This window comes from Aeromonas sp. D3 (assembly GCF_027705025.1).
Lineage (GTDB): Bacteria > Pseudomonadota > Gammaproteobacteria > Enterobacterales > Aeromonadaceae > Aeromonas > Aeromonas salmonicida.
In genome coordinates this window covers 1-19,855 of sequence record NZ_JAPDBE010000047.1, presented here as the reverse complement: position 1 = coordinate 19,855, position 19,855 = coordinate 1, and the positions used below count along the sequence as shown (strand labels likewise).

Here is a 19,855-nt window from a genome sequence, read left to right as displayed (position 1 = left end):
AGTTCGTCATGTCCGATCTACTTTTCAATGATCCTCCGGCGGGATTTCGCCTGGAGCGCCATGGGCCACTGGCCGAACTGGTGCTGTCACGCCCCGCTCGTCACAACGCTTTTGATGCCGACCTCATGCTGGGGCTGCTCGATTGCCTCGACGAACTGGCCCATCTTCATGGTCAATCGCTCGCCGAACGCCCCCATGCCTTGCTGCTGCGCGCCGAGGGCAGGCACTTTTGTGCCGGCGCCGATCTCAACTGGATGCGCAATCTCGCTCACGCCGACTTTGAACACAACAGGGAAGACGCCCGGGTACTGGCGAGGCTGATGCAAACCCTGGATGAGCTCCCTTTCCCCACCCTGGCGCTGGTGCAGGGAGCCGCCTATGGCGGCGCATTGGGCCTTGTCTGTGCCTGCGATCTGGTGTTGGCCAGCGAAGATGCACGCTTCTGCCTCTCCGAGGTGAGCCTGGGGTTGGTACCTGCGGTGATCAGCCCCTATGTGGTGCGCACTATGGGCATGCGCCAGGCACGTCGTTACATGCTGAGCGCCGAACCCTTTGATGCCATCACCGCCTGCCGGCTCAATGTGGCGCACCAGCTGGCCAAGCCGGAGCAGCTGCTGGCCGAAGGGCGCGCGCTGGCCATGCGCCTGTGTCGCAACGGCCCGGAGGCGATGAAAGAGACCAAGCGACTGCTGGCCGCCATCGAGAGCCATGGCGCCCGTCTCCATGAAGAGAAAACCGTCGAGACCATAGCCCGGGTGCGGGTCGGGCTCGAGGCTCAGGAGGGGATGCAGGCCTTTTTTGATGAACGCCCCCCCAGCTGGCGCCCCCGTTTCAAGGATGAAGCATGACTCACAGCAACACCGTCAAGCGACTGCAGATCGCCAACCGCGGCGAGGACAACCGCCGCGCATCATCCCATTCTGCCTTTTCAGCGCAATGTGAGGAGCCGTCATGACCAACCAGACGCCGATTAGACGGCTGTTGATTGCCAACCGCGGCGAAATCGCCGTGCGCATCATCAAGACAGCCCGTCGGCTCGGCATCCACACCATAGCCCTCTACTCGGATGCCGACCAAAATGCCATGCATGTGCGGGAAGCCGACGAAGCCTGGCATCTGGGGCCTGCCCCCGCGCGGGAGAGCTATCTCGATGCGGCCAAGGTACTGCGCATCGCCCAGCAGGCAGGCGCCGATGCCATCCATCCCGGTTACGGCTTTTTGTCGGAAAACAGCGACTTTGCCACCGCCTGCGAGCAGCGTGGTGTGCGTTTTATCGGCCCCAGTGGCGCCGCTATCCTCGCCATGGGGGACAAGTCCGGTGCCAAGTCGCTGATGCAGGCAGCCGGCGTTCCCATCCTGCCCGGCTATCACGGCACGGATCAGCGCCTCGAGCTGCTGCGCGAGCAGGCCTTGCTGACCGGCTTGCCGCTGCTGATCAAGGCGGCCAGCGGGGGCGGTGGCAAGGGGATGCGCCTGGTCGAACAGATCGACGAATTTGACGAGGCGCTGGCGGCCGTGAAACGCGAAGCGCTGGGCGCCTTTGGCGATGACAGCGTCTTGCTGGAGCGCTACTTGCCCAAGGCCCGTCATGTGGAGGTGCAGGTGTTTGCCGACAGCCTCGGCAACGCCATCTATCTGGGGGACAGGGATTGCTCCTTGCAGCGACGCCACCAGAAGGTGATTGAAGAGGCCCCCGCCCCCGACATCCCCCCTTCACTGCGCCAAGCCATGGGGCAAGCCGCCGTCGCCGCGGCCAAAGCCATCGATTATCGAGGGGCAGGTACCATCGAATTTTTGCTGTGCGGGGACGAATTCTTCTTTATGGAGATGAACACTCGCCTGCAGGTGGAACACCCTGTCACCGAGTGTGTCACCGGCCAGGATCTGGTGGCCTGGCAGTTGGCAGTCGCCGAAGGCAAGCCCCTGCCCCTGACCCAGGAGGAGGTAGTCCTGCACGGCCATGCGGTAGAAGCGCGCCTTTATGCCGAGGATGTGGCAGCCGGTTTTCTGCCCGCCAGCGGCCCCATAGCGTGGCTGCACTGGCCGGACGGAGTGCGCATCGACACAGGTGTGACTGCCGGAGATGACGTCAGCCCCTATTACGATCCCATGATTGCCAAGCTGATTGCCCACGGCCAGAGCCGAGCAGAAGCCTTTGGCAGACTTGCCGATGCGCTGGGTGCGCTGGAACTCGGCCCTCTGGTGCACAACGGCCCCTTGTTGCTGCGCCTGTGTCAGGAGCCGGACGTGCTGGCCATGCGCCATCACACCCAGTGGCCCATCCCCACAGAACCATTGGCAGTGCCCGAGCTTGCCTGGCCGCTGGCCACCCTCTGGCTCGCCAGCCGCAGTGCAGGCAGCGCCCCCTGGCAACAGGCATCCGGCTTTCGTCTGGGTCAACGCAAAAACTGGACGGCGGCGGTGCAGATCGACGAGGAGGCACGGGTACTGAGCCTCACCGAATGTGCAGGCAAGCTTGAGTGGCAGGGAGAGCAAATTCCCTATGCACTGGGCGCTGATCATGTCCGAGTGCAAGATGCAGGGCGCTGGCAGCGCTACCCCATACAGGCTGTTGGGGCGAGGGATTTCATGGTGCAACTGGATGGGCAACGCATTCGCTTTTGCCCCCATGATCACGCGCACCAGACCCATCATGATCACGACAACACCACCATGCAGGGCGCCATAGCCCCCATGCATGGCATCGTAGTGGCACTGCTGGTCGAGGTCGGGCAACGCGTCAGCAAAGGGCAACCCCTGCTGGTACTGGAGGCAATGAAGATGGAGCACGTCTTGAAAGCCGAACAAGACGGTGTGATCGATACCCTGCAATGCAAAGCAGGGGAACAGGTAAGTCAGGGCGCCGTGCTGGTACGTTTTACCGATGCCGGCCTGGCCGATGACAGCACGCTGAAGACGCAAGAGAGTAGTACATGAAAAGAGAATCTGGCATGCAGGACGACAAGGTCAGCCTGGTGGAGATGGGCCCGCGCGATGGCCTGCAAAACGAAGCCAATGCCCTGCCCCTTATCCAGCGGCTTGAGCTGATAGCCCGTCTCGTCGAGAGCGGCTTGCAGCGCATCGAGGTGGGAGCCTTCGTCTCCCCCAGGCGAGTGCCGCAAATGGCCGACTCTGCCGAACTGTTCAAGGCCCTGCCGCGCAAGGGGCCAACCCGCTACGGTGCCCTGGTGCCCAACTTGCAAGGCCTGCAGGCTGCCATTGCCGCCCGGGCTGACGAGATTGGTCTGTTCACCGCCTGTTCTGACGGTTTTACCCGCGCCAATATCGGCATCGGTGTGGAGGAGTCGCTGGTGCGCTTCGCCCCCTTGGTACAGGAAGCACGCAGCCTCGGCATCAAGGTGCGCGGTTATCTCTCCACCGTCATCGCCTGCCCCTTCGATGGCCCGACCCGCCCGAAACGGGTAGCGGCCATGGCCGAGCGACTCCTTGATCTCGGTTGTCATGAGATCTCGCTGGGGGACACCATAGGAGTCGGTACCCCTGGCACGGTCGCCCCCATGCTGGATGCTGTGCTGCACGAGATCCCGGCAGGACGGCTCGCGGTCCATTTTCACGACACCTATGGCCAGGGGCTGGCCAACCTGCTGCCGGCGCTGGAGCGCGGCATCCGCACCATAGACTGCTCGGTAGCCGGACTCGGCGGTTGCCCCTACGCACCGGGGGCCTCCGGCAACGTCGCCTCGGAGGAGGTGATCTATCTGCTGCACGGCCTTGGCATGAGCACAGGGGTGGATCTGGACAAGCTGGCGGCCACCGGCCAATGGGTAAGCGAACGGCTCGGCCGTCCCAACGGCTCCCGGGTCGGCCAGGCCCTCCACGCCAATGCAGAGCGGCTGCGGATGCGCCTTTGCCAGTCATCCTCGCACTAACAGGAGTCACTACCATGCCACCGTCCCTGCCCGGCAAGGAGATCACCTACAGCATCTCGGAGCTGGCCCATGAATTTGATATCACGCCAAGAACCATCCGCTACTACGAGGATGAGGGACTGATCACCCCGACCCGGGAGGGACAGACCCGCATCTACAGCCACAAGGACAAGATCCGCCTCAAGCTGACATTGCGCGGCAAACGGCTCGGCTTCAGCCTGGCGGAAATCCGCGAGCTGTTCGACATGTATGACACGGATCGCTCGAGCAAGACCCAGCTCCACTCCATGATCCAGCTCATCAATGCCAAGCGCCAATCCCTGCACCAGCAACTGGAGGATATCCAGATGGTGATGGCAGAGCTGGAAGCCGCCGAGCAGCGCTGTGCAAATTCCCTTAACAGCTTGAAAACCAGCGCAGATTAACCGAATCTGGGATCATCTCACCATCTTGGTGCTCCCGATGAAATGCTGGTGCTGGTTGTTACTCTTGTTCTGCTCCACAGCCTGGAGCCACCCCCTGATCCGGGTCGGGGGCTACCCCTATGCCCCCTTCGTAGTCAAGGAGAGTGAAAACCGCTATCGGGGACTGACGCTGGATCTCATCTCGGCGCTCAACGAAGTTCAGCAAGAGGTGCGTTTCGTCTTTGTCCCCACCTCGGCCACCCATCGCTATCAGGCGCTGGCACTCGGCCGCTTCTCCCTCATGCTGTTCGAGGATATCCGCTGGAACTGGGATGCAAAACAAGTTCACATGACCCCACCTTTACTGCTGGGGGGCGAAATATATGTCGCCCTCAAGGTGCCAGGGCGTGATCAAACCTTCTTCGAACACATTGATCAGCGCAAGCTTATCGGCGTCACCGGTTATCACTATGGATTTGCCGACTTCAATGCCAATGCGGACGCGCTCAAGCAGCGCTTTCGCATCACGCTGGTGAAAGACAATGCCACCGCCATACAGGGATTGTTCAAGGGGCGCGGCGAGGTGGCCATCCTCAACCTAGCCTACCTCAACCAGTTCAGCCAACAGTATCCTGAGCTGGCAACCCAGTTGCTGCGGTCAGACAAGTGGGATCAGCAGTATGAGCTGAGAGCACTGCTCAGCCCGACGGCAGACATCTCGACCCGCCAGCTGGAAACCTGGCTGGCCGAGTTGAAGAAAAGCGGAACCCTGGCACGCCTGTGGACAAAGTACGGCGTACAGCATCAAGCGGCACCATGATTATGTCCTGAAAACTTGCTACCCTGTGCGCATCAATTGGAGACCTTCATGCCCAAACCCCTGCGTGTCCGCCTGCTGCGCTATACCCTTTATCTCTTCGCCGCACTGCTCATCTCCCTGTTGGTCCTGTTATGGCAAGCGCCGACCCTCACCCAGCGCCACCTGCCCGCCTGGCTGGCCAAACACTATGCTCTGAACCTGACGCTGGGGGAGATCCATGTCAGCCTGCGCCATCCCTCCCTTGCCATCGGTCCCTCGGCGTTGCTCGATGAAAAACAGCAACCCATCATCGCCTTCGAGCAGTTGCAGCTTGTCCCCGAGCTTGGCCAGAGCTGGCGGCAGAAGGCCATTATTCTGAGTGACGCCACCCTCACCAAGCCGATGGTGAATCTCATCCGTCGGGCCGACAGCAAAGGTGAGGTACGTTTCAATCTGACCGATGCCCTGGCCAGCGTGCTGACGCCCTCACAGACGCCCGTCACGACCAGCAGCGAGCCCCTTCTGGTACAGATAGCCAAACTGGCCGCTGTACAGGGTCAAATCAGCTACCAGGACAGTCGCAAGAAAAACAGTGCGGGCTGGATGCCCCCGCTCACCCTGAGCGGGCTCGATCTGCAACTGCCGGATTTCTCCACTGCGGCGAAAAATACCAACCACTTCCAGTTGACCGCCCGGCTCAACAAACAGAGCCCGCTCAAGGCGAGCGGCCAGCTCGATATCATGACGGGGGCAGGCAAGGGCCAGCTCAGTCTCGGCAAGCTTGCGCTCTCGCCCTTCGCGCCGCTCTGGGCCCCCTACCTCAAGGTCAATCTGGTCAAGGGCGAGGCCAGCGCCGAACTGAACTACCAGCTCAGTCAGGGCAAGCATGGACTGGATTGGCAGTTGTCAAAGGGCAAGCTGACTTTGAGCGACTGGCAACTCAAGCAGAACAAGGGCGCCGAGTTTGCCCGCTTCAAACAGCTGGCATTGGCAGGCATAGCCCTGAATGGCAACAAGCAGTCGGTCAGGATCGACAAGATCGCACTCAAGGCCCCGGCGGTCACGGCGACCCTCGATGCCTCGCAGCAGCTGGACCTGACAGCACTGCTTGTTCCCCAGCCTGCGGATAAACCCTCGGGCAAAAAGCCGGCTCCGGGTAACCCCTGGCGCTGGTCGCTCAAGGAGACGCGCATCAGCCAGGGGGAGTTCAAGCTGACCGAGTCGAGCAGTGGCAAGCCGCTGCTGCGCGAGATCTCCGGACTGAACCTCTCGCTGGGTCCCCTTGGCAGTCAGTCTGATCAGCCCAGCCCGCTCAACCTCAATGCCACCCTCAACACCCAGAGCTCCCTCGGATTTGACGGCGACCTCACCCTGGCCCCTTTCACCCTCAAGGGCGAGTTCAAGCAGCAGGGGCTGCCCCTCAAATGGGCCCAACCCTACCTGCAGGATCTGCTGCGTATCACGGTGCGCGACGGCCAGCTTGCCAGCCGTACCAAACTGGCCTTGACCACCAACGCCGAGGGGGCGCTGAGCACACTCGAGGTCACAGGGGGGCTCGACATAGACCAGTTGTTCGTGCTTGATCGGGCCGACAATCAACGCCTGCTGCAGATAGATCGTCTGGAGCTGAGCGGGTTGCACTATGACGGCATCAGCCAGCAGGTGAAGATTGGCGACATACTGCTGCGCAAACCCTTCGCCCGCATCGAGATCAACGAAGACGGGATCACCAACCTCCAGCAACTGGTGCTGTCACAAGCCGTCAGCACAGAGCCCGCCAACGGGCCCGTCCCCCGCATTACCATCGATCAGGTCCGTACCGAACAGGGCAACCTGCGCTTTGCCGATCGCAGCCTGAGCCCGGAATTCGTGGTGGACATTGCCTCCCTCAGCGGCCAGAGCCGCCATATCAGCAATATTCCCGGCCAACGTTCGGATCTCGCCTTCAACGGCAAGGTTGACCGCTATGCCCCCGTGACCATTCGCGGCAACACCAATCTGCTGATCGAGCAGCCCGTGCTGGACGTGGCGGTCACCTTCAGCAACCTGGAACTCACCACTTTTACCCCCTACTCCAGTACCTACGCCGGATATGCCATCGACAAGGGACAGCTCTCCATGAAGCTGAACTACAAGCTGCAGGGCAATCGGCTGGAGGGGGATAACGACATCACCATCAAGAAGCTGCAACTGGGAGAGAAGATCAAGAGCGAGCAGGCCAAGGACATGCCGCTGGGGCTGGCCATCGCCCTGCTCAGCGATGCCAACGGCGTCATCCAGATGAACCTGAAGGTAAAAGGCAATCTGGATCAGCCAGATTTCAGCCTCGGCAATATCTTCTGGGATGTACTGGGCAATACCCTCAGAAAGGCCATTACGTCCCCCTTCTCTCTGCTGGCGTCGTTGACCGGAGGCACTGAGGATCTGGATGAGCTGCCCTTCCTGCTGGGTGAGCCTGCTCTCACTCCAACCCAGCAGATCAGGCTGACCAAGCTGGCGCAAGCGCTCAAGGAGAGACCCAAGATCAGCATGAATATTCGCGGCAAGGTCAACTTCAACGAAGAGCGCCCCATTTTGCAGCGCCAGAAGCTGGAGCGAGTATTGACCAAGATCACGGGCATGCCGGTTGACCTCAATCTGCTGGAGCAGGACCCCATACTCCAAGCCGCGCTGGCCGAAGCCTATGAGGCGCGCTTCAACGAAGAGCTGGGGGACCTGGCCGACCGGTTGAAACTGGATGAGTCGAGCCCGGCCCTGCGAAGCCAGGCGGTGATCCTGCTGCGGGATCAACAGCTGATCACCGCCAAGTCCCTGCGCAATCTGGCAATGCGCCGTGCCCAGAACACCAAGGAGTATCTGGTGGATACCCAGGGGATTGCGCCGGAACGGCTGTTCGTACTCGACAGCCAGGTAAAGGAGGCGGACAAGGAAGCCAAGGTCGTTCTGACACTGGATAACTGACCGCTGCCGGGGAGCAGAAACGGCTCCCCGGCGTTTTCACCTCAGCGCTCTCCTTGATTGTTCGTGCCGCCAGGCGTCCACTTCCCCCTTGAGGTCATAGCCACTAACGACTCATCATTGAGAGGGTATATCCACCCTCACTCCCGACGCCTTTTACGACTGTGCTCTGCCTTCCTCTGGCGACCCGTTATCCCGTTATCCCGTTATCCCGTTATCCACATAATGCGTCCAATGTGAGCGCCCCTGCTCGACCGTTTTTCCTCTGGATATGGGCAAGTGTCTCCTGCGCTTCAAGCGGTGACTCCCTCTTTTTGTTTGATGGCATATATGGTGATTTTTGCCTCTGACAAATGCCAGGCATCTGGCTGCAACAGACAAGAGCCCAGTTCCACGAAACAGGCTCGAAAACAAGGGGGCGAAGGCACTGCTGCTATCTGTTATTCATTTTCATATCCGGCGTGGCTCACACAAAAAATCAACCGTGCCACCGCTATTCATTCACCTGTTATCTACCTGAATGACACGAATAATGACGTGGATAAAATTTCGTGTAGTTTTTTTACCATTTTTTGTACTCCCCTCTTGCGAGGGACCCGTTGCCTGCCTAAAATCGCGCGTCTTTTATCAACCCCCACCTCTATTTTTGGAGAACACCACGTGAGCGAAAAATTGGCCAACCCTGCCCCTCTGGGTCTGATGGGTTTCGGTATGACCACCATTCTGCTGAACATCCATAACGCAGGTTTCTTCCCCATCAGCGCCATGATCCTGGCCATGGGCCTGTGCTATGGCGGTCTGGCCCAGATCATCGCCGGTATCATGGAGTTCAAGCGTGGCAACACCTTCGGTGTCACCGCCTTCATCTCCTACGGCACCTTCTGGTGGAGCCTGGTGTTCCTGCTGGTGATGCCAACCATGGGTCTGGCCGAAGCCACTCCCCACGCTTACATGGGCTGGTATCTGCTGATGTGGGGCATGTTCACTCTCTTCATGCTGGTCGGCACCGTCAACTTCCCCCGTGTGAAGCAGTTCGTATTCGCCTCCCTGACAGTGCTGTTCTTCCTGCTGGCCGCCCGTGATTTCACCGGCAGCACCCTGATCGGCACCATCGCTGGTTTCGAAGGCATCATCTGTGGCGCCAGCGCCATCTACCTGGCCATGGCTACCGTGATCAACGAACAGTTTGGCCGCACTGTGCTGCCGATTGGCGATCACAAGAAAGCCGCTGCAGTACAGCTGAAAGCTGCTGCCTGATAGGTAAGCCATTCAGATTGTGAAAAAGGCACCTTCGGGTGCCTTTTTGCTATTTCGAATGAGCAATCTGCAGATCGGTTATCAGACAAGTGACCCCGTTTGCCCCTCTCCCGCCAACAAACGGGTCGCCGGAAAACGCAGGGCGGGATCCTGGCTGAAGAACTGGCTTAGTTGCCGGTATACAGCGGGATAGACCTGCCGCAAGCGCAACGGATCGGTAAAGAAGCTCTCGCAGCACACGGCAAAAAACTCGGCCGGATGCTCGGCAGCATAGGGATCGATAGCGGTTACCTCGTCGCGCGCCAGCTGGGCATTCATGGCATCAAACGCCTCCTGCAGAGCCAGGGTCCACTGGCGTGTATCCATGCCACTTGGCAGCGGCGGCGCACCGTCGGCATCCCCCCCCAGCATGTCGAGTTTATGAGCCAATTCGTGGATAACCAGGTTGAAGCCATCCCAATCCCCGTCCTGCTGCAACTCGCTCCAGGCCAGCACCAGCGGCCCCTGAGGCCAGGACTCCCCAGCGTTCTCTTCTTCCCACTCGCTCACCAGACCGAATTCATCCTGTACCTCCTGACGACGGACCACGGGTTCCGGGATCAATATGATTTCGTGAAAACCACGATACCAGTCGAGACCAAGATGCAAAATGGGCAGCACCGCCTGCAAAGCCAATACCGCCTGCTGGCGGGAAGTCAGCTCGACCCCGAGTTGGGTCAGGGTCTTACGGGCCAGAAATTGCTGCGCCAGAGCAATCAGCCGCAGCTGATCGTCTTTGGAAAATCCCTGCAAGATGGGTACCACAGCCAGGGCCTGCAGCCACTCCAGCGCTCGTGGGGCGCTCTCTTCCTGTCGGGACATACCACCAAACAGACTCCATAACCGGGACCAGAACACGCAGACTCCTCTTGCCAATCAAAATACTTTTACGAACCGCTTCGGACGCTCGAGGTAACCCTGAGACAGGTAGAAACGATGGGCATATTGCCGTTTGAGACTGCTGGACAATTCCAGCTGGCTGCAACCTTGCGCCAGGGCGCGAGCTTCTGCCGTCGCCAGCAAGGCAGCCCCCACACCAGCGCCTCTTGCACCTTCATCGACGACCAGCGCCGAGATCAGGCCCCAGTCTGGTGCAACATGCAAGGGCAGCAGGCGATGCCACACCAGCACTCCCACTGCCTCGACCTCGTGACAGGCGAGCAGCACCTCACGATCAGAGGCTGGCTGCAACCAGCGTTCAGCCACCTCGACCGGGCTGGCGGGATAGCCAAGCTGCCCGAACAGGCGGGCCATGGCGACCGCATCCCCCTGCCCGGCGAGGCGGATCACATTGAGATGGTTTTCTATTTTCATCCTTGGCCTCAAATTTGCTGTGTCTCTGTTATCACCAATCCAGGTAGACGAGAGAGGAGATCATGGCGGGGATGCCAGCACATCCCGACCAAAAGGACCATTTGTTAACGCCAACTCACAAATTAACAACATGACAACATATTTCGCTGGGAAGCCCTTGAACAAACCGATATGTTAAAACCCACGGACTTGGTAGTTGAAAGTCCCGCTCAAGATTGAGTGACCCCCTTGGTCACTCACCATTTTAAGGGAGCGAGGCAAAGACCTCGCCAAGACAGCACAACAAAGGAGTTGTTGTACATGAATGAAATCGTCAATGCTATCAATGGTGTGATTTGGAGCCCTGCGCTCATCTATCTGTGCCTGGGGGTAGGCCTCTACTTCTCCCTGCGCAGCCGTTTTTTACAACTGCGTCACCTGAAAGGCATGGTACGCCTGATGTTCAAAGGCAAAGCCAACGAAGCGGGGGTCTCTTCCTTCCAGGCACTTTCCATGACATTGGCGGGCCGGGTCGGTACCGGTAACATAGCCGGCGTCGCCACTGCCATCACCTTCGGTGGCCCGGGCGCCCTGTTCTGGATGTGGATGGTGGCCTTCCTCGGTGCCAGCTCTGCCTTCGTGGAGTCTACCCTGGGTCAGGTCTACAAGGAGAAGATCAACGGTGAGTACCGCGGTGGCCCGGCCTTTTATATCGAGAAAGGACTAGGCATGACCTGGTACGCCTGGATCTTTGCCATCGCCACCATCTTCGCCTGCGGCGTGCTGCTGCCGGGGGTACAAGCCAACTCCATCGGCTCCAGCCTCAACACCGCCTTCGGTCTTAGTCCCAACGTGACCGCGGCCGTGCTGGCTCTGCTGCTGGGCTTTATCATCTTCGGTGGCGTGAAGCGGATCGCCAGCTTTGCCAGTACCGTAGTGCCCTTCATGGCGCTCGGCTACATCATAGTGGCCTGCGTCATCATCGCCCTCAATATTGGCCAGTTGCCAGGCATCATCTTGCTGATCTGGAAAAGCGCCTTTGGTCTGGACGCAGGCTTTGGTGCCATTCTGGGCCTGGCCATCATGTGGGGCGTGAAACGCGGGGTTTACTCCAACGAAGCAGCCCAGGGAACCGGCCCCCACGCCTCCTCTGCCGCCGCTGTGAGCCACCCGGCCAAACAGGGTCTGGTGCAGGCGTTCTCCGTCTACATCGACACCCTGTTTGTCTGCTCCGCCACCGGCTTCATGCTGCTTATCACCGGCCTTTACAACGTGCAAGGACCGGATGGCGCAGCCATTTACACAGGTATCGCCGGCATTGCTGCAGGCCCTGGCTATGTGCAGACCGCCATGGAGAGCATGATGCCCGGCTTTGGTAACTACTTTGTTGCTATCGCGCTGTTCTTCTTCGCGTTTACCACCATAGTGGCCTACTACTACATCGCCGAAACCAACATCGCCTTCATCAACCGCAAGATCAACCGCCCCTGGCTCACCTTCTTGCTGAAGATTGCCCTGATGGCGGCGACCGTCTACGGCACCGTCAAGACGGCGGATCTCGCCTGGGGTCTGGGGGACATAGGGGTCGGTCTGATGGCCTGGCTCAACATAGTCGCCATCCTGCTGCTGCAAAAAACCGCCTTCGTCTGCCTGAAGGACTATGAAGCACAGCTGGCACAAGGGGTCGACCCAGTATTCCACCCGGAAAAACTCGGTATCAAGAACGCCGACTACTGGATCGACAACCGCGCCGAGGTCAACCTGATGCGCGAAAAAACCGGTCATGCCTTCGAGGCAGATCCGGATACCGTCATCAAATAAGTGCAACGACACAACGAAAAATGGCAGCCTCGGCTGCCATTTTCTTTTGCTGTATCCTTTACCGCTTCCCTTTACCACTTCAGAGGGCGTTGCGCCTCGGCCCGAACGGCAAGCGCCAGCGAAACAGGCTGTTGAAGGTGGCGCGCCACTGATTGGGCCGGCCCAGGATCTGCTTTTGCAAACGGGTCTCTTCTTTGAGCATCACCTCATCACTGCGAGCCCAGGCCTGCTGGTAGAGCTGCTTGATCCCCGCCAGCGCATCCGGCGACTTGGTGATGAGGGTACGGGCAAACTCCCGCGCCTCGGTCAGCGGATCCTCACATACCCGGCTCACCAACCCGAGGGACTTGGCCTCCAGCGCATCACACTCGCGCCCGCTCATGGCAAGCTCCATGGCGGTATCCACCCCCATCAGGTTACGCAGGGTAACACTGCCACTCATGTCGGGAATGATGCCCCACTTGATCTCCATCACGGAGAAGCGACAATCCGGGGTGCTGAACCGAAAGTCGGCGCCGAGGGCAATCTGCAAGCCACCGCCAAAGCAAACCCCCTGGGTCACGGCAATCACAGGCACCGGCAGCTGGTGCCAGCCATAGGCGACCCGCTGAGCCAGATTGGTCGCCTCATCCGCCTCGCGCTTGAGGATGTCCAGGGCCGCCACCGGCTGCTTGAGCATGGATTTTACATCCAGCCCGGCGCAGAAGGCACGCCCTTCCCCATACAAGATCACGGCCCGCAGTCCCTTGTGTTGCTGCAACTCGGCGAGCGTCTGATCGATGGCGCCAAACATGCTTCTATCCAGCGCATTGAGCTTGTCCCCCCGCGCCAACATCACCTCGGCGATACCGTCCCGGATCTCGCACTTGACCCTTGGTTTTTCCATTTCCCCTTGCCCTCTCCTGGCGCCTTTACTGGTCATACCACCGAGCATAACCATCCCCCGATCCCGAGACAAGAGGCAGGTTGCGGAACTGTTAAGCGCCGCATTAGCGCGAGAGGGAGAGCAGATGAGCCAGAGGGGTATCGGGGCGAGTTTGAGCCAGCAGCAGCAAGGCGCAGCCATACGCATCTTCCAGCGCATGATGCTGGGGGCAAGGGGGCAAGCGGTGACGAGCTAGACAACGTGCCAGGGTGAGGCCATCATCATTGGGCTCCCCACCCCTTTGCCTTATTTGATGCAGTTCCAGGCGCAAGGTATCGATAAAACGCCAGGGCGCCCGCTTGCCCAGCACCTGATGACATGCACGGTCGAGAAAGGCGCGCTCGATCGCGCTGTGATGGGCCACCAGCACGGCGCCTTCGGCAGCCTGCTGCAGTGCCAGCAATGCCTCTTCCAGCGCGCTGGCCTCGGCCAGATCCCTATCGTGTACCCCGTGGTAAATGGCACTCTGGCCGACACTGATCGGCGGACGCACCAACAGATAGCGAGCGTCAGCCAAAAGGATCTCGCGCCCCACAATGGGCACCCACCCCATGCTGACGATGTGATCTCGACGGGGATCGAGCCCGGTCAGCTCCAAATCGATGGCAAGACAGGGCTGGGCTGCCAGCGCTAACCCTCTGTTCCCCTGCTCAAGATTCAGCCAGCGCCTTGCCAGGGTAAGGGAGGTATCAAACCAGCCCCCCATTTTCAGAGCCCCCGGCAGAAACGGTATTTGAGCAAGGATTGCCCTTCGTTGATCACCATGAAGCAATCCTTGAGCTGATGACGCTGTAGCCCCGAGAGGGTGGCAGGGTCCAGGTGATTGGAAACCTGCCCCTCCCCCTCTGTTGCCATTTTATCCTGACAGGCAAGGTGATGCTCCCAGCGCAATTGGGCCAGCAAGTCGAAGGCGTCACACAAATTGCGGCTTTGGGTGCTATCCATTCCCCCCTCCTGCACCAGTCGCTGCAAACGTTGGCGCGTATTGACCTCAGCGACCCCGCTGGCCAGGGCATAGACCCGCACCAGGTCGGTGATAACGCTTATTCCGCGCACTTTGAGATCCAGCCCCTTTTGCTGCTGACCATCCCGCTCGAGGATAAAATGGCGAAACAGCCCAAGGGGCGCAGTTCTCTCCAGCGCGCTCTGGGCCAGGTGCAGCAAAAACAGCGGCTGCGCACGGGCCTCGGCCAGCATCTGTCGATGCAGCCCTTCGAACAACTCGCCGCTGCCCGCCACCATCCTCAGGTCAAAAAAGACAGTGGCATTGAGCAGCGCCTGTGGCGTCGGGGTGTGGATCCAGCCGTGGAAACGGGCCAGCCAACCGGCCTGATCAAGACAGAGATCCGGATTGGTCGCCATGATATTGCCGCTGCAGTAAGGCAAACCACAGCGGGCCAGACCATCGCAGACATAGCGAGCCAAGGCGGCAAAATACCGCCCTACCTCTCCCACCGGAGGGGCTGCCAGCAGCAGACCGTTGTCTTGATCTGCATTGAGCCCTTGATCCCGGCGGGCAAAGGAGCCAAACACCAGCCAGCTGAACGAACAAGGGGCAGGACCGAGCTCGGCCAGCGCCAGCTCAATCAAGCGCTGGGTCAAACCATCGGCCACTGTGGCCAGTATGTGGCTGGCTTCATGGGCCGGTACGCCCTGACGTCCCAGTATATGGGCCAGCTTCAGCGTCTGTTCACTGGCCTCGATGAGGTGAGCCAGATCCGGCTGACGGTGGATATCGGTCATCAGATAGACAGGGTGTTCCTGCTGGGCTCGCACCAGATCAGTGACCGTGATCATGCCATCCACCCGCCCCTGGCTCAGCACCGGCAGATGGTGGACCCGCCACTGTCCCATCTGCTGGAGCGCCTCGAACAGATAGGCATCCCGCTCTATGGTTTTCGGCTGTTGGGTCATCGCCTCCGCGATGAGCGTGGAGGCAGGCAAGCCATGGGCCAGGATCCGGCTGCGCAAGTCTCTGTCGGTAATGATGCCAAGCAGGATACCGTCTCGTTCCACCAGCAAGGAGGAGACCCGCCGTTCGCTCATCAACTGCGCTGCCTGTTGCACCGTCTGATCGGGGGCGATGACTATCTTGTGAGGACGCACCAAATCACCCACCTTGAGGGTAAAATATCCTTCATCGGGCAGGGAGTGCTGGTGCAAGGTGCGGGCGGCAAGATGTCGGAAGAAATGGTCCAACTCGGGGTAATGCTGGCGCGCTCTAGCAAAAGGCTCTGCCGCCAACCAGTAGACCAGGCCGTCCTCTTCACAGGTCAACCGCTCGCCAGACGGCAAGGGCTGGTAACCATAAAAGTCCCCCTCCTGTAATTTTTCCAGCAACTGCTGCTGGGCACCCATGCGGGTGAACAGGCCTGTGCGGACGATGAGCAAGCGTCCATCCCCTGCATTGACCTGTTCACCGGCACGAAAATAATAAACCGAGATGGCGTGAGCCAGCTCGGTTTGCAGGGCAGTGCCCTGTTGGCTAAACGGGGTGGTCTGTGCCAGAAATCGGGTTACATCAGCCACATCCATCAGTTGCTCCTCGGGAGGGGCAAGCCCCTCCCTTCTTCACTGGATTAATGGTCGTGAGCCTCGCCCGCCCCTTTCGGGAAGCGGATGCTCTCTACTATCTCCTGTACTTCCAGGGGAACCGTCGCCGTAAAACGGCTCACCACAAATGCCACCACGAAGTTGATCACCATACCCACGCTGCCAATCCCTTCCGGCGAGATGCCAAACAGCCAGTTTTCCGGCACGTTGGCCGCCATCGGCGTGATGAAGATCCCTTTGAAGTAGATGATATAACCCACAGTGAACACCATACCCGCCAGCATGCCGGAAATGGCGCCCTCCTTGTTCATCTTCTTGTAGAAGATCCCCATTATGATGGCCGGGAAGAAGCTGGCCGCCGCCAATCCGAAGGCAAAGGCGACCACCTCCGCCACGAAGCCGGGCGGGTTGATGCCAAGATAGCCTGCCACCAGAATCGCCACTGCCGCCGCGCCGCGAGCATAACGCAGCTCCATCTTGTCACTGATGTTGGGCATCAGGTTGCGCTTGAGCAAGTCGTGGGAAATAGACGTCGAGATCACCAGCAGCAGACCCGCCGCCGTAGAGAGCGCCGCAGCAATGCCACCGGCGGCCACCAGGGCGATCACCCAGTTGGGCAAGTTGGCGATTTCGGGGTTGGCCAGCACTATGATGTCCCGGTCAACTTTCATCTCATTGCGATCATCATTTGAGTAGAACATGCGACCGTCGCCGTTCTTGTCATCGTGAGCGATAAGGCCTGTCTTCTCCCAGTTCTTTATCCACTGGGGAGCCTGGGCGTATTCGGTGCCCTTGCCATCGCTGCCATTGATGGTATCCACCATGTTGACCCGCGCAAAGCTGGCAACCGCAGGCGCCGTGGTATAGAGGAAGGAGATGAACAGCAATGCCCAACCGGCAGAGATGCGCGCATCACGCACTTTCGGCACTGTGAAGAAACGCACTATCACATGGGGCAGACCCGCAGTCCCCACCATCAGGGCGCACGTGATGGCAATCACGTCGATTTTGGATTTCACTCCCTCTGTGTAGGCTGCAAAACCCAGATCCACCGAAATTTGATCCAGCTTGTCCAGCAGATAGACATTGGGCTCGCTGAGCAGGGTGGCACCAAACCCGGTCTGGGGCAGGACATGACCCGTCATCATGATGGAGACAAAAAAGGCGGGCACCATGTAGGCAAAGATCAGCACGCAGTACTGGGCAACCTGGGTGTAGGTGATCCCTTTCATACCGCCTAGCACCGCATAGAAGAACACCACCGCCATGCCGATAACGACCCCTGTGGTGATATCCACCTCGAGAAAACGGGAGAAGACCACCCCGACCCCGCGCATCTGGCCCGCCACATAGGTGAACGAAACCAGGATGGCACAGATGACGGCAACCGTACGCGCCGTCTGGGAGTAGTAACGATCCCCGATAAAGTCGGGCACGGTAAATTTGCCAAACTTGCGCAGGTAGGGGGCCAGGCACAGTGCCAACAGCACATAGCCACCCGTCCAGCCCAACAGATAGACGGCGCCGTCATATCCCATAAAGGAGATAAGACCCGCCATGGAAATAAAAGAGGCGGCAGACATCCAGTCGGCCGCGGTGGCCATGCCGTTGGCGACTGGGTGTACCCCGCCCCCAGCCACGTAAAACTCCTTGGTTGACCCTGCCCGGGCCCAGATCGCGATGCCGATGTAAAGGGCAAAGGTCAGGCCAACGACTACATACGTCAGTGTTTGCAAATCCATATCAGACCTCACCCTTCATGCACATCGTATTTGCGATCCAGTTTGTTCATCTGGTGAACGTAAACAAAGATCAACAGGACAAACACATAGATGGCCCCTTGCTGGGCGAACCAGAACCCCAGCTTGAAACCAAAAAACTGGAACTGGTTGAGCCAGTCGGCAAAAATGATCCCCGCGCCATAAGAGACAGAGAACCAGACCACCAGCAATTTCAGCATCAGGGAAACATTCTCCCTCCAGTAGGCTTTTGCCTTCTCGTCGCTTTCGAATGCCATTTCCCAACTCCCTTTGTTAATGAAATGTTTCGCAATCAATCTAGCAGTACTTTTCTTCCACGAAATCACGACTTTAGTCTTAAACTGACGAAAAAGGCCCATTCGGAAACGAGTGAAAGCCGTGAACGCCCAGAGCGAGCTGCGCCATTTGACAGACCAACCGGGACACTTACTTTAATAACATCATCGTATGAGCTGAAACCGCCTGTAAGGCCCGCCAAGCCTGTGATTCCTCTGATTTTTCACAACGTGTCTTAGGGTCTATATTCCCCCATTTTCCCGTATTTTCCCTCTCGTTTTGCCCAAATTGCCCCAAGCCCCCCCCCCCAGTTTACAGGCATAGAAAAGCCCGCTCAGTGGCGGGCCAATCCGGATCCTTCAGCGTTTTAACGCAGCGACTCCATCGCGAAGTCTTTCAAGAATACGCTCGAATCTTTCCTCCTCCTGGGGTGTTAGATCCAATATCTCGATAAATTCTTCTAGTTCACCTAGTGGCGATTCCATCTACTGTCTCCCTGTAGTGGCCAACTAAATCCGGACACTTGGTTAGGCCGAGTCTCGGCTTTTGCTGGCGGCATCCCGTCATTGTGTTGATGTGGACGCCGCCAGTTGTAGTAATCCATCAGTTAATAACTGATATCCCGCGTTGCTTCCCGCAGGCTCATGTATCCCGTTGCCGGGAGCCACTCTGACTTCAGGCTTCTGAACAACCGCTCCATCGGGGCGTTATCCCAGCAGTTACCACGACGACTCATGCTCTGGGTCATACGATAGCGCCACAGTCGTTGCCGAAATGCCCTGCTGCCATATTGGCTGCCCTGGTCAGAGTGGAACAGCACACCAGAGGGGCAACCCCGCTGCTGATAGGCCATCTCCAGTGCTTTGATTGCCAGCTCTGCATCAGGCTTGTCAGACATTGCCCAGCCCACGACTCGGCGAGTATGGAGGTCAAGAACCACAGCCAGGTAATGCCAACGAGTACCTGCCCAGACGTAGGTGATATCGCCACACCACACTTGATTGGGTTGCGGAACATCAAATTCGCGGGCCAGCAGATTCGGATTATCCGGTCGTTCAGACCGTGCAACCTTATAACGATGTGTGCCCGGCTGTTTGGATGCCAACCCGGCTTCCTTCATCAGGTTACGTACTTTGAATCGACCAATCTGATACCCCAACTCCCGCATCATCGACATCAAGGCACGGCTGCCTGCCGAACCCCGGCTCTCTTTAAACAAACGACGCAACTCGCTGCGCTGTTGCATGCGCTCACGGTTAATCGCTCGCCTGCGAGCCAGATAATCGTAAAAACAGGAAGTGGGAACATCGAAAGCGCAGCAGACCAGGGTGATAGGGGCTTGCTCCCTTAATCGGTCTATCAGCGCGTACGTGTGAACTCGTCCGCCATCAAGAGAGCCGTAGCTTTTTTAGAATGTCCTTTTCGCGCTCGAGCCGGTTGATACGGGCTTCCAGTTCCTGAATTTTCTGCTGCTCCGGAGTCAGTGCTTTGCTGATAGGGATAGTGCCGGTTCGTTCGGATTGAAGTTGCTGAACCCAGCGGCGCAGTACGGTTTCACCGACATCCAGTGAACGGCTGGCTTCGGTGACAAAATATCCCTGGTCGAGCACCAGGGATGCGGCTTCAAGTTTGAATTCAGCAGTAAATGAGCGACGTAATCTTGTCATTGAACACCTCAGGTCATGGTGGCGACTGTACCACCTAAAATGGTGTCCGGGATGATTAGACCACTACAGTAACCAACAAGGCCCTGCTGATTGCCAGCCACATCAAACCCTGGTGTGAGTGTAATAATGCCGAACGCCTAGGGAAGGTGCGAACAAGTCCCTGATATGAGATCATGTTTGTCATCTGGAGCCATGGAACAGGGTTCATCATGA

The 19,855-nt window shown here is 58.8% G+C and carries 15 protein-coding genes and 1 pseudogene; 8 read left to right on the top strand and 8 right to left on the bottom strand.

The features are described from left to right. Positions 1-8: 8 nt before the first annotated feature. The 7 genes from OKC28_RS20010 (at position 9) to OKC28_RS19980 (ending at position 9,308) form a co-directional block, all read left to right on the top strand. Positions 9-848 (top strand): enoyl-CoA hydratase-related protein, encoded by an 840-nt coding sequence (locus OKC28_RS20010; RefSeq protein WP_021140238.1) that lies wholly within the window; start codon positions 9-11, stop codon positions 846-848. A gap of 103 nt (positions 849-951) precedes the next feature. Beyond that, a complete protein-coding gene (locus tag OKC28_RS20005; protein WP_021140237.1) occupies positions 952-2,937 on the top strand; it encodes an acetyl/propionyl/methylcrotonyl-CoA carboxylase subunit alpha in 1,986 nt (661 codons plus the stop codon). 14 nt (positions 2,938-2,951) lie between these two features. Then, complete coding sequence (locus OKC28_RS20000) at positions 2,952-3,890, top strand: hydroxymethylglutaryl-CoA lyase (protein ID WP_021140236.1); 939 nt, start codon at positions 2,952-2,954, stop codon at positions 3,888-3,890. A 14-nt stretch (positions 3,891-3,904) separates the two neighbouring features. Then, positions 3,905-4,315, top strand: coding sequence for a MerR family transcriptional regulator (locus tag OKC28_RS19995; RefSeq protein WP_005315403.1), 411 nt, complete (start codon positions 3,905-3,907; stop codon positions 4,313-4,315). 37 nt (positions 4,316-4,352) lie between these two features. Continuing rightward, a complete protein-coding gene (locus tag OKC28_RS19990) occupies positions 4,353-5,114 on the top strand; it encodes a substrate-binding periplasmic protein (protein ID WP_034524109.1) in 762 nt (253 codons plus the stop codon). 48 nt (positions 5,115-5,162) lie between these two features. Continuing rightward, positions 5,163-8,054, top strand: a complete 2,892-nt coding sequence (locus tag OKC28_RS19985; RefSeq protein ID WP_270691007.1) for a DUF748 domain-containing protein — start codon at positions 5,163-5,165, stop codon at positions 8,052-8,054. Between the two features lie 657 nt (positions 8,055-8,711). Beyond that, a complete protein-coding gene (locus OKC28_RS19980) occupies positions 8,712-9,308 on the top strand; it encodes an acetate uptake transporter (RefSeq protein WP_005315399.1) in 597 nt (198 codons plus the stop codon). Between the two features lie 81 nt (positions 9,309-9,389). On the opposite strand, the gene OKC28_RS19975 is transcribed toward OKC28_RS19980, so the two are convergent. Both OKC28_RS19975 and OKC28_RS19970 read right to left on the bottom strand, forming a co-directional pair. Continuing rightward, complete coding sequence (locus OKC28_RS19975; protein ID WP_034524108.1) at positions 9,390-10,205, bottom strand: zinc-dependent peptidase; 816 nt, start codon at positions 10,203-10,205, stop codon at positions 9,390-9,392. An 18-nt stretch (positions 10,206-10,223) separates the two neighbouring features. Next, complete coding sequence (locus OKC28_RS19970) at positions 10,224-10,661, bottom strand: GNAT family N-acetyltransferase (protein WP_021140233.1); 438 nt, start codon at positions 10,659-10,661, stop codon at positions 10,224-10,226. A gap of 300 nt (positions 10,662-10,961) precedes the next feature. On the opposite strand from OKC28_RS19970, the gene OKC28_RS19965 reads away from it, so the two are divergent. Next, the gene (locus OKC28_RS19965; RefSeq protein WP_021140232.1) at positions 10,962-12,461 is read left to right on the top strand and encodes an alanine/glycine:cation symporter family protein; all 1,500 of its coding nucleotides are present in this window, start codon (positions 10,962-10,964) and stop codon (positions 12,459-12,461) included. Between the two features lie 79 nt (positions 12,462-12,540). Here the strand turns inward: OKC28_RS19965 and OKC28_RS19960 are convergent, their stop codons facing one another. The 6 genes and pseudogenes from OKC28_RS19960 to OKC28_RS19935 all read right to left on the bottom strand — a co-directional run bounded on the left by OKC28_RS19960 (position 12,541) and on the right by OKC28_RS19935 (position 19,642). After that, a complete protein-coding gene (locus OKC28_RS19960; RefSeq protein ID WP_021140231.1) occupies positions 12,541-13,347 on the bottom strand; it encodes a crotonase/enoyl-CoA hydratase family protein in 807 nt (268 codons plus the stop codon). A gap of 103 nt (positions 13,348-13,450) precedes the next feature. Beyond that, entirely contained in the window at positions 13,451-14,092 is a 642-nt protein-coding gene (locus tag OKC28_RS19955; protein WP_021140230.1) for a 3'-5' exonuclease, read from the bottom strand. A 2-nt stretch (positions 14,093-14,094) separates the two neighbouring features. Further along, a complete protein-coding gene (locus OKC28_RS19950) occupies positions 14,095-15,921 on the bottom strand; it encodes a DUF294 nucleotidyltransferase-like domain-containing protein (protein WP_021140229.1) in 1,827 nt (608 codons plus the stop codon). Between the two features lie 44 nt (positions 15,922-15,965). Next, positions 15,966-17,681 (bottom strand): sodium:solute symporter family protein, encoded by a 1,716-nt coding sequence (locus OKC28_RS19945; RefSeq protein WP_021140228.1) that lies wholly within the window; start codon positions 17,679-17,681, stop codon positions 15,966-15,968. Between the two features lie 8 nt (positions 17,682-17,689). Then, positions 17,690-17,956, bottom strand: a complete 267-nt coding sequence (locus OKC28_RS19940) for a DUF4212 domain-containing protein (protein ID WP_021140227.1) — start codon at positions 17,954-17,956, stop codon at positions 17,690-17,692. A gap of 488 nt (positions 17,957-18,444) precedes the next feature. After that, positions 18,445-19,642, bottom strand: a pseudogene (locus OKC28_RS19935) (IS3 family transposase). Positions 19,643-19,855 lie beyond the last annotated feature (213 nt).